This window comes from Mesorhizobium sp. B2-6-4, assembly GCF_006441495.1.
Lineage (GTDB): Bacteria > Pseudomonadota > Alphaproteobacteria > Rhizobiales > Rhizobiaceae > Mesorhizobium.
In genome coordinates, this window is sequence record NZ_VFUE01000007.1 from 265,459 (window position 1) to 274,772 (window position 9,314).

Genomic DNA, 9,314 nt, shown 5'->3' on the forward strand with positions numbered 1-9,314 from the left:
CCTACCGATTGCGAAGAGATCAAGGGCGCCCATCGTGGCGCCCTTTTTCTTTGGCGCTCGCCATTGCGGCACGCGCCCTTAGGGAGGATAATTTGGTGTCGGATGCATTTTTCTGGGCGACAACCCGGGAAGCCCGCCCCGGTCAAGGCCGTGTCGACATCTCCATGGCCTGAGTACCGTGCTCCGTGGCCCCGGAGGAGGCGTGCCATGACGACTTACATCATGCTGATGAACTGGACCGAGCAGGGCGCGAAGAACGTGCGCGAATCCCCCAAGCGCCTCGATGCCGCCAAGACGCAACTGGGCGAGATGGGGGGATCGTTCAAGTCGTTCTACCTGACCATGGGGGAATTCGACATGGTGGCGGTGGTCGAAGCGCCCGACGATGCGGTGCTGGCGCGTTTCGCGCTGATGCTGGCCGCGGGCGGCAACGTCAAGTCACGGACCCTGAAGGCTTTCCCGGAGCTTGCTTACCGCGAGATCATCTCGTCGCTTGGATGATGCAAATCGGGACGTTCCGGAGCCGATGAGCAGGTGCCGGCTCGACGGCGCCTTGCGGCAAGACAGTGCGCTTCATCGTGATAGAATGCAGCCAGCGGAGATCGCGATGAAGACAGTTTCGATATTGGCTATCAGCCTTGCCGCGTAGTCGTCGATGCCGATCGATGCCGACACTGCCCCGCAAAAACCGGTCGGCATGTCCAATCCCGCATCGGTTCATTGCGGAGAGATCGGCGGGCGCCTGGTGATCAAGAAGGACAAGGCCGGCAATGAATATGGATTTTGCCGGCTGTCCCACCAGCGGCTATGCGAAGAATGGGCGCTGTTTCGCGACAACAAATGCGTAGGGCCGAAGATGGCGATGGGCCTGAAGTGATCGATAGCAGAACCAGGCCCTTGCTGACCGTCTGGTACAACACGCGCTGCCCGGTCTGCGATGCCGGCATTACCAGGCAGAAGCGGCGGCTGATCGAGGTGGTCAAGGCCGGGCGGATCGAATTTCGCGACATCAATCATGAACCGGAAGCACTGGCCGGATTTGGCGCTTCGCTGGAAGACATCCGCCGCCGGCTGCACGCGACCGATGCTCAGGGCAGGCTACTGGTCGGCGCCGATGTCGCCATCGCCGTGTGGGCGCTGACGCCGGGCGAGGGCTGGCTGGCAAAGTTGCTCGGCAACGCCCTTACCCTGCCGCTCGCTCGCTTCGGCTACGACCGCTTTGCCGACCTGCTCTATGCCTGGAACCGACGCAATGGCCGCTGGTAACGCCGGCTACTCCAACCATGGTGAAGATGTTCGCGCGCGACCGGCGGGTCGGCGTCCGACAGATGCTGTTCGCTTCCGGCCCGATACATCGTAAGATATGTCTTGACTCCATGCTGGCGTGCGCCTAGCTAAGATATATCGTAAGATAGAACTCAAGGAGCAATCAATGCACAGACACAATCATTTTGGCGATCGCGCCGAGCGCGTCTTCATGCACATGGCCGGCAAATTTGGCGGCAGAGGCGGGGGCGGCGGCTTTGGCCCGTTCGGCCATGGCAGGGGCGGCGGACGCGGCGGCCCGGGCGACATGTTCCGCGCCGGGCGCATGCTGGCCGACGGCGACCTCAAGCTGATCACGCTGTCGCTGCTGGCCGAGGCGCCACGCCATGGCTATGACATCATCAAGGCCTTGGAGGAGCGCACCAGCGGCATCTACAGCCCGAGCCCGGGCGTGGTCTACCCGACGCTGACCTTCCTGGAAGAGGCAGGCTATGCCGTGTCCTCGAGCGAAGGCAACAAGAAGGTGTTTTCGATCACCGAGGCCGGGCAGGCGCATCTTGCCGACAACCGTGAGATGATCGACGGCGTGCTAGACCATCTCGAGCGCTTCGGCCGCAAGATGGCCAAGGCGCGCGACTGGTTCGGCTGGAACGACGATAGCGAGGATCGGCGCGACGGCCGAGGCGGCCGTTCGGAAAAGCGCGACGAATTCCGTGCGCTGCGCCACCGGCTGCGCGCCGCGCTGAGCGACATCGTCGATGCGCCGGCGGACAAGCAGGCCGAGGCGATGAGCATCCTCGAAGACGCCGCCGCGGCGCTCGAAGCGCTGTCGCGCAAATAACCCGGCTTCGGTCCAACCGGCACGGCCCTTGCCCGTTCAGGCAAGGAGCGATAGTGAAATTCATCCCGCGCCAGATTATGTGGTGCGGGATGAATGCTGTTGGAGGAAGTCCGATGTCTTTTCTGAAGCGTCTTTTCGGCGGTGGCGGTGATGAAGCGGCCGAGCCAAAGAGCGCCGCACCGGCCAAGCAGGTCGAGCACAAGGGTTTCACGATCAGCGCCACGCCCTACAAGGCCGATGGCCAGTACCAGACCTGCGGCGTCGTCTCCAAGGATGTCGACGGCGTCCTGAAGGAACACAGATTCATCCGCGCCGACCGCTTCGCCGGGTTGGACGATGCCGTCGACATCTCGATCAAGAAGGGCATCCAGCTCGTCGACGAGCAGGGCGAGCGGATGTTCGGGTAGGCGCCGACGAACAGCTCAAGAATTCGACAGACCCGAGGGCCGGCCCAGATCCTGGGCCGGCCCTTTCGTTTGCTCCGCTATGCCGGCTGCAACGCTCTGCGCGGCAGTGGCGGGAAGGCGATGGCGATGCCTGCCGCACCCAGCCCGATGAGGGCCGAACCGATGAACAGCCAATGGTAGTTGGCGTAGGCGTCGAACACCATGCCGCCGGCCAGCGGGCCGAGCGCCATGCCGAGGCTGGACAGCATGGTCGCGGCGCCGAACACGGTGCCCAGGATGCGCTGGCCGAAATATTCGCGCGCCAGCACCGCGTAGAGGGGCATGACGCCGCCATAGGTGGCGCCGAAGATGACGGCCAGCATGTAGAACTGGTCGAGCTGGCTGACCGAGAGATAGGCGGCGATCACCACGGCCTGGATCAACAAGCCGGCGATCAGCACCGGCTTGACGCCAAGCCTGTCGGCGAGCACGCCATAGAGCAGACGCCCGCCAAGCCCGGCAAGGCCCTCGACGCTGTAGATCGAGACGGCGGCCATGGGCGCCACGCCGCACAGCATGGCATAGCTGACCATGTGGAAAATCGGCCCCGAATGCGCCGCGCAGCAGGCGAAGAAGGTCAGCCCCAGCACGATGAATTGCGGCGAGCGCAGCGCTTGGCCGACGCTCAGGCCGGCGCCCTCGGCAACCGGCGAGGAGCCGGTGTCGGTCACGACAGGCTTCGGTGGCTGGCGCACCAGAAGTACCGCCGGCAGGAGCAGCACCCAAGCCATGATGCCGATGTCGAACATGGCGGTGCGCCATTCATAGGCCGAGATCAGCCAGCGGGCGAAGGGCGAGATCGTCATCGGCGCGACGCCCATGCCGGCCGAGACCAGCGACACGGCAAGGCCGCGATTGGTGTCGAACCAGCCTGTTGTAAGCGCGATCATCGGTGCGAAGAAGGCGCTGGCCGCGAGCCCGACGAGCACGCCAAAGGTGATCTGGAAGGTGATAAGCGAGCCCGCGCGGCTGGCCAGCACCAAGGCCAGGCCGAGAAGCAACGCGCCGATCGTGACGACGATGCGGGCGCCGAAGCGGTCCGACAGCGCGCCCCAGGCGAAGCCGCCAAGGCCCATGACCAGGAAATTGAGCGTCATCGCGCTCGATATGCCGGCGCGTGACCAACCGGTATCGAGCGCCATCGGCTCAAGGAAGATCGCCAGCGAAAACATCGTGCCGATGGCGACACAGGACATCAGCGCGCCGGCCGCGACAATGACCCAACGATAGGAAAGGTTCATGGTTTTCTCCCATGCCGTAAGGCATTTGTTGTGCGGCACGGCCTGACCTGGCCTGCCGCTTGCGTCCGAAGGACGCCGGCGCCGGCACCAATCCTACAATCCGGTTGCATTTTTTATCCAGTCCGGGATGGGCCATTTCCCGGCGCCTAGATCGGCAGTTCCGATGTGTATTTGATTGTCTGGCTGGGAACGTCGGTCTTGACATTCTGCACGCCCCTGATGCGGCTGAGATGTTCCGACTGGAAGCGGCGGTAGTCGTCGATGCCGGCCGCCACCACGCGCACCATGGCGTCGCAGTCGCCGAGCATCAGATAACATTCCATCACCTGCGGCAGCTTGGCCACTTCGGTGGCGAAATGCTCGATCGTGTCTTCGTCCTGCGCTTTCAGCCAGATGCGGGTGAAGAAGGTCAGGCCCTTGCCGATGCGGGCCGGATTGAGCACTGCGACGTAGCGGTCGATGACGCCGGCCTCCTCCAGGAGCTTGACGCGGCGCAGGCACGGCGACGGCGACAGGCCGACTTCAGCGGCCAGTTCATTGTTCGCCATGCGCCCATCGCGCTGCAGCGCCCGCAGGATGCGTCTGTCGATCTCGTCAAGTTTCATGGCTTCAAATTCCGTTCATCTGATGATTCATGGCATAAGATGCCAAAATATGGTGAAAGACAACAATCTTCGCAACCAAATTGCGAGGCCTGACGACTATGATTGCCCTGATATCAGCGACATCCAACGGAACCGGCAGAGGCGGCCGCGCGGCGCGGCCGGAGGAAGATCATGAGCATTGCAGAGACGAGATCGGCGGCGGGCGGCGGACTGAACTCCGAGTTCCGGCGCGGCGTGGCCTCCTGCGCGCCCGTGCTGTTCGGCACCATCCCTTATGCGCTGGTGCTTGGTGCACAGGCCACACAGAGAGGGCTCAGCACCGCAGAACTGTCGCTGCTAACGGGACTGAACTTCGCCGGCGGCTCGGAATTCGCGGCGATCCAGCTGTGGACGTCGCCGCCGCATGTCCTGCTCATCATCGCCATCACCTTCCTGGTCAACAGCCGCCATCTCCTGATGGGGGCGGCACTGGCGCCGTTCCTGCGCGACCTGCCGCGGCGCAAGGTGTTTTCCGCGCTGTTCTTCATGTGCGACGAAAGCTGGGCGCTCGGCCTGGCCGACGCCAAACGGCGCGCCGCCGACGGCGTCGCGCCGGCCTTCAGCCGGCGCTACTATATGGGCGCGGCACTGGCGATGTACCTGACCTGGGTGGCCTTCACCACAATTGGCGCCTTGCTCGGCCCGGTGCTGGGCGACGCCGAGACCTACGGCTTCGACATGGCGTTCGCGGCCGTCTTCCTGGTACTGCTGCGCGGCATGTGGAAGGATGTTGCCGCTGCGCGGCCGTGGCTGGTCAGTCTGATCATCGCGGCGCTGACCTACCTTTTCGTTCCCGGCGCCTGGTATGTAGCGGCGGGCGCGCTGGCGGGGCTGGTCTCGGCCTGGCTGTTGTCGAGGGATGAGGCATGATCGACGCGCAGACGGCTCTCACCATCGTGTTGATGGCTGGTGTCACGTACCTCAGCCGCGTCGGCGGCTATGTCGTGCTGCGCAATCGGGTGCTCAGCGCGCGGGCAACGGCCGTGATGGAGGCGGCGCCCGGCTGCGTGCTGATCTCGGTGATCGCGCCTGCCTTCGTATCGAAAAACCCGGCTGATCTTCTGGCCCTGGCCGCCACGCTGATTGCCGCCACGCGATTTTCAATGCTGCCGACCGTGCTGATCGGAGTCGCTTCGGCGGGACTGCTGCGGCACATCATTGGATAGGCCAAAAAGGCAGGCGCGGGCGCCTGCCTTCGATCTGGTTGGCAATCAGAGCTTTTACGCGGCTGCCGCGACATCCCGGCTGGCAGCCACCACGGCGTCGACCTTGGCGGTTGCCTTGGCGAGCGCTTCGCTTACTGCGTCAGGACCCTTGGCGACGCCTTCGATGCGGATGACGTCGACGTCGGTCATGCCGATGAAACCGAGCACCGAGCGCAGATAGGGAACGGCGTGATCGAACTGCACGGCCGCGCCTTCCGAGTAGATGCCGCCGGATGCCAGCACGATATAGACCTTCTTGCCGGTGACGAGGCCTTTGGGGCCGTTTTCGCCGTAAGCAAAGGTTTTTCCGGAACGGGCGACATGGTCGACCCAGGACTTCAGCGTCGAGGAGATGTTGAAGTTGATGAAGCCTGTCGCCAGGATCACCGTGTCGGCGGCAAACAGTTCGTCGAGCACGGCATCCGAGACTCCGACCACTTCGGCCTGACGCGGCGTGCGGGCTTCGGCGGGCGTATATATGCCGGTCGCATAGTCGGTATCGATATGCGGCAGCGGATTGGCGACGAGGTCGCGCACGACAAGCGTGTTCGACGGGTCGGCGGCGAGCAGCTTCTGAGCGAATTCGGTGGCGATATGGGTCGAGTGCGAGGCAGCGCCGCGCGGGCTCGACGTGACGAGAAGAATGGACATGTTGGGTCTCTCCAGTGGAATTGGATTGTCCCGCTACATATGGGCTTTCAACCCATCAGATAAACCGGTATATTTTCTATATGATCCATCCATTAATTAGATAGAATGATGCAGCCTAATCCGACACTCGACCAGCTTCAGATCCTCGTGGCCGTTGCCGACACCGGCAGTTTTTCCGCCGCCGGCCGCAAGCTCAACCGGGCGCAATCCGTCATCAGCTACGGCATCGCCAATCTCGAGGCGCAACTCGGGCTGAAGCTGTTCGAGCGCGAGGGCACGCGAGAGCCGCAGCTGACCGAGATCGGTCGGGCGATGCTGGAAGACGCGCGGCGGATGATCAGCGTGCTGCACCGCATACGCTCGCGCGTCGATGGTCACCATCGGGGGCTGGAGGCGGAAGTCGCGCTGTCGGTGGATGCGGCGCTGCCTTCGCCAGTGCTGGTGCGGGTGCTCAAGGCGTTCGAGGCGCAATTTCCGACCGTGATGCTGCGCCTGCACATCGGCACACTCGGCGTGATCCCCGACCATGTTGTCGGTGGCCAGGCCGATCTCGGCATTGGCGGCCTGCTGGGCGATGTCGACGTCCACCTGGTGGGCATAGGCTTCATGTCGATAGTGCTGGCGGCCGCGCCCACCCACCCGCTGGCGCTGCTGCCCAAACCGGTCGCGATCGAGGACGCGCGCGAACACACACAACTCGTCGTCACCGACCAGTCCGAGCGTACCAAGGGGCGCGATTTTGGCGTCTTCGCCTACCGAACCTGGCGACTGACGGACCTGCGCACCAAACATATGTTGATGCGTGAGGGGCTGGGCTGGGGCGGGCTGCCGCGTTGGCTGATCGCTGACGATCTGGCTACCGGCCGTCTCGTGGAACTCGACCTCGAGCCTTTCAGGGAGGTGCGTTCGCCGCTTTATGCCATGCACCGCGCCGACCGCAGCCCGAAGCCGGCGGCGGCCTGGCTGATCGACCAGTTCAAGCGCCAACTTGGCTGCTTCAACGAATTCGAACCGGGCGAGGTGCCCGACGAAGAGCCGGAAATTTCAAGCGCGCAGATTTGATTCCAACCTTTGCCCTGGATCTCACCACCGGTGAGCCTTCGGATCAGGCGCGGAACAACCCATCGATCAGTGCCGTGAGAACGTTGCGGTAGTCTTCGGCCGAACCGCCCGCCTCGATGGCAAGTGCCGCGCGGTCGAAAGCGGCGGCGAGCAGGGCGGTCGTCGCTTCGGCCGGAAGCTTCTTCATCGTCCTCGCCCGCATCGCCGCGACCAGCCCTTCGCGCAGCGAGCGATTGCCATGGCGGTTGTCGATGGCGTCCATTTCGGCGCGGCCGAGCACGGCCGGGCCGTCGAGCAGCAGGAGCCGCGTGCGGCCGGGCGCGCGCATGGCGGCAAGATAGGCGTCGGAGCCGGCAATGAGCGCGTCGCGGGCATTGATCGAAGGCGGCGCGGCGCCTTCGATCTCCCGCGCCACGGCCTCTGCCTCCTGCTCGACGACGGCGCCGAACAGCGCCTGCTTGTCGGAGAAGTGGTGGTAGAGCGCGCCGCGCGTCACGCCGGCCGCGGCGACGATCTCTGGTGTGCCGGTCTCGGCGTAGGATTTTTCGATGAACAGTTTTCGCGCTGCGGCGATCAGATCGGCGCGTGTCGCCTCGGTGCGGTCACGGTTGGAACGGCGCGCTGATCTCTGTTGCATACATGCAGCCTGTATGTTAATTCAATTTACATGCAGACTGTATGTTGCTTGACGGGAGAAGGAAAGATGAAGACGACGAGCTACTATCCGGTGCTGATGACCGGGGACGTTGCCGGCACAGCGGCGTTCTATGTCGAACATTTCGCCTTCCGGCCGCTGTTTACGAGCGACTGGTACGTGCATCTGCAATCGGTGGAGAGCAAGCGCGTCAATCTCGGTATCGTGCAAGACGACCATGAGACGATCCCGGAAGAGGGACGGGGTCGGAGCTCGGGCCTGCTGATCAACTTCGAAGTCCGTGATCCCGATGCGGTCTATGAGCGGATCACAGCCGCCGGCCTGCCCATCCTTCGGTCCCTGCGCGACGAGCCTTTTGGCCAGCGCCATTTCATCACCAGGGACCCCAACGGCGTCCTGATCGATGTCATCAAGCCGATCCCGCCGAGCGAGGAATTCCTGGCACAGTATGCGCAGGGTGCAGTGAGCGCCTGAGTGGAAACCCTCAACCAGCCCTTGCCACTGGCGTCACTGTCACCTGGCTGACACCGGTGCGGCCCACCACCGTGCACCGCGTCTCGCGGCCGATCCGCTCGGCGTCGAGCAAACGCACCAGGTCGTCGACGCCGGTGACCGGTCGGCCGTCTATCGCGGCGACGATATCGCCTTCCCTGAGGCCGGCCTTGGCCGCAGGGCCCTCCTTCTCGACGCCGCGCAGCCGAACCGCGGTCTTGCTCGACACTTGCGACAGAAGGGCCGCGCGACGGGGCAGGTTCACGGTGTCGGCCGACACCCCGATGAAGGCGCGGCGTACGCGGCCGAAACGGATGATCTCCGAAATGACGAAGTTGGCGGTGTTGGAGGCGACGGCAAAGGCAATGCCTTGCGCGCCATGGATCATGGCTGTGTTGACGCCGATCACCTCGCCCGCCGAGGATACCAACGGTCCGCCGGAATTGCCGGGGTTGAGCGCGGCGTCGGTCTGGATGACGTCGTCGATCAGCCGCCCGGTGGAAGCGCGCATCGAGCGGCCGAGCGCCGAGACGACGCCCGAGGTGACGGTCCATTCGAAGCCGAGCGGGTTGCCGATGGCTATGGCGATCTGGCCGCGCCGCAGGCGCTTGGAATCGCCCAGCGGAGCGACATCGGCAAAGCTGCCGTCGGCGCGCACCAGCGCTATGTCGGTGTCGGCGTCGCGGCCGAGCACGCGGCCTTCGCTGGAGGCGCCGTCGGGCATCGACACGCGCACCGTTCTGGCATCGCCGACGACGTGGAAGTTGGTGACGACGAGCCCATCATGCGCAATGACGAAGCCCGACCCATG

General features: G+C 64.2%; 14 protein-coding genes. 9 read left to right on the forward strand and 5 right to left on the reverse strand.

Going from position 1 to position 9,314, the window contains the following annotated elements; genetic code table 11:
* Positions 1 to 207: 207 nt before the first annotated feature.
* The 5 genes from FJ426_RS12410 (at position 208) to FJ426_RS12430 (ending at position 2,514) form a co-directional block, all read left to right on the forward strand.
* The gene (locus FJ426_RS12410) at positions 208 to 501 is read left to right on the forward strand and encodes a GYD domain-containing protein (RefSeq protein WP_140495910.1); all 294 of its coding nucleotides are present in this window, start codon (positions 208 to 210) and stop codon (positions 499 to 501) included.
* 154 nt (positions 502 to 655) lie between these two features.
* A complete protein-coding gene (locus tag FJ426_RS12415; protein WP_181167697.1) occupies positions 656 to 877 on the forward strand; it encodes a DUF333 domain-containing protein in 222 nt (73 codons plus the stop codon).
* A gap of 20 nt (positions 878 to 897) precedes the next feature.
* Positions 898 to 1,266 (forward strand): DCC1-like thiol-disulfide oxidoreductase family protein, encoded by a 369-nt coding sequence (locus tag FJ426_RS12420; protein ID WP_140556197.1) that lies wholly within the window; start codon positions 898 to 900, stop codon positions 1,264 to 1,266.
* A 166-nt stretch (positions 1,267 to 1,432) separates the two neighbouring features.
* Positions 1,433 to 2,107, forward strand: a complete 675-nt coding sequence (locus FJ426_RS12425) for a PadR family transcriptional regulator (protein ID WP_140555979.1) — start codon at positions 1,433 to 1,435, stop codon at positions 2,105 to 2,107.
* Between the two features lie 113 nt (positions 2,108 to 2,220).
* Positions 2,221 to 2,514, forward strand: a complete 294-nt coding sequence (locus FJ426_RS12430; protein WP_140495907.1) for an HlyU family transcriptional regulator — start codon at positions 2,221 to 2,223, stop codon at positions 2,512 to 2,514.
* 77 nt (positions 2,515 to 2,591) lie between these two features.
* On the opposite strand, the gene FJ426_RS12435 is transcribed toward FJ426_RS12430, so the two are convergent.
* Together FJ426_RS12435 and FJ426_RS12440 are read right to left on the reverse strand one after the other, a co-directional pair.
* Positions 2,592 to 3,794 carry an MFS transporter gene (locus FJ426_RS12435; RefSeq protein ID WP_140560661.1) on the reverse strand — a complete coding sequence of 401 codons (1,203 nt, stop codon included), beginning with the start codon at positions 3,792 to 3,794 and terminating at the stop codon, positions 2,592 to 2,594.
* 146 nt (positions 3,795 to 3,940) lie between these two features.
* Positions 3,941 to 4,399, reverse strand: a complete 459-nt coding sequence (locus FJ426_RS12440) for an Lrp/AsnC family transcriptional regulator (RefSeq protein WP_140524836.1) — start codon at positions 4,397 to 4,399, stop codon at positions 3,941 to 3,943.
* Between the two features lie 171 nt (positions 4,400 to 4,570).
* On the opposite strand from FJ426_RS12440, the gene FJ426_RS12445 reads away from it, so the two are divergent.
* Entirely contained in the window at positions 4,571 to 5,308 is a 738-nt protein-coding gene (locus tag FJ426_RS12445) for an AzlC family ABC transporter permease (RefSeq protein WP_140560662.1), read from the forward strand.
* On the forward strand, positions 5,305 to 5,604 hold the full coding sequence (locus FJ426_RS12450) for an AzlD family protein (RefSeq protein ID WP_140516733.1): 300 nt from the start codon (positions 5,305 to 5,307) through the stop codon (positions 5,602 to 5,604). Before FJ426_RS12445 ends, FJ426_RS12450 begins: the two co-directional genes overlap by 4 nt.
* A gap of 54 nt (positions 5,605 to 5,658) precedes the next feature.
* Here the strand turns inward: FJ426_RS12450 and FJ426_RS12455 are convergent, their stop codons facing one another.
* On the reverse strand, positions 5,659 to 6,294 hold the full coding sequence (locus tag FJ426_RS12455; protein ID WP_140560663.1) for an FMN-dependent NADH-azoreductase: 636 nt from the start codon (positions 6,292 to 6,294) through the stop codon (positions 5,659 to 5,661).
* A 108-nt stretch (positions 6,295 to 6,402) separates the two neighbouring features.
* Here FJ426_RS12455 and FJ426_RS12460 point away from each other — a divergent pair, with 108 nt between their 5' ends.
* Positions 6,403 to 7,356: a LysR family transcriptional regulator gene (locus tag FJ426_RS12460; protein ID WP_140560664.1), complete on the forward strand. Its 954-nt coding sequence runs from the start codon at positions 6,403 to 6,405 to the stop codon at positions 7,354 to 7,356.
* A 43-nt stretch (positions 7,357 to 7,399) separates the two neighbouring features.
* Here the strand turns inward: FJ426_RS12460 and FJ426_RS12465 are convergent, their stop codons facing one another.
* Entirely contained in the window at positions 7,400 to 7,993 is a 594-nt protein-coding gene (locus FJ426_RS12465) for a TetR/AcrR family transcriptional regulator (protein WP_140560665.1), read from the reverse strand.
* Between the two features lie 66 nt (positions 7,994 to 8,059).
* Between FJ426_RS12465 and FJ426_RS12470 the strand changes: the two genes are divergently transcribed.
* Positions 8,060 to 8,485, forward strand: a complete 426-nt coding sequence (locus FJ426_RS12470) for a VOC family protein (RefSeq protein WP_140560666.1) — start codon at positions 8,060 to 8,062, stop codon at positions 8,483 to 8,485.
* Positions 8,486 to 8,495: 10 nt separating this feature from the next.
* Here FJ426_RS12470 and FJ426_RS12475 read toward each other — a convergent pair.
* Positions 8,496 to 9,314, reverse strand: an 819-nt coding sequence (locus FJ426_RS12475; RefSeq protein ID WP_140825218.1) for a trypsin-like peptidase domain-containing protein, incomplete at its 5' end; no start/stop codon positions are given.

Coding starts and splice junctions, on each gene's coding strand:
- FJ426_RS12410 (WP_140495910.1), top strand. CDS start 208: ATGACGACTTACATCATGCTGATGAACTGGACCGAGCAGGGCGCGAAG.
- FJ426_RS12415 (WP_181167697.1), top strand. CDS start 656: ATGCCGATCGATGCCGACACTGCCCCGCAAAAACCGGTCGGCATGTCC.
- FJ426_RS12425 (WP_140555979.1), top strand. CDS start 1,433: ATGCACAGACACAATCATTTTGGCGATCGCGCCGAGCGCGTCTTCATG.
- FJ426_RS12430 (WP_140495907.1), top strand. CDS start 2,221: ATGTCTTTTCTGAAGCGTCTTTTCGGCGGTGGCGGTGATGAAGCGGCC.
- FJ426_RS12435 (WP_140560661.1), bottom strand. CDS start 3,794: ATGAACCTTTCCTATCGTTGGGTCATTGTCGCGGCCGGCGCGCTGATG.
- FJ426_RS12440 (WP_140524836.1), bottom strand. CDS start 4,399: ATGAAACTTGACGAGATCGACAGACGCATCCTGCGGGCGCTGCAGCGC.
- FJ426_RS12445 (WP_140560662.1), top strand. CDS start 4,571: ATGAGCATTGCAGAGACGAGATCGGCGGCGGGCGGCGGACTGAACTCC.
- FJ426_RS12450 (WP_140516733.1), top strand. CDS start 5,305: ATGATCGACGCGCAGACGGCTCTCACCATCGTGTTGATGGCTGGTGTC.
- FJ426_RS12455 (WP_140560663.1), bottom strand. CDS start 6,294: ATGTCCATTCTTCTCGTCACGTCGAGCCCGCGCGGCGCTGCCTCGCAC.
- FJ426_RS12460 (WP_140560664.1), top strand. CDS start 6,403: ATGCAGCCTAATCCGACACTCGACCAGCTTCAGATCCTCGTGGCCGTT.
- FJ426_RS12465 (WP_140560665.1), bottom strand. CDS start 7,993: ATGCAACAGAGATCAGCGCGCCGTTCCAACCGTGACCGCACCGAGGCG.
- FJ426_RS12470 (WP_140560666.1), top strand. CDS start 8,060: ATGAAGACGACGAGCTACTATCCGGTGCTGATGACCGGGGACGTTGCC.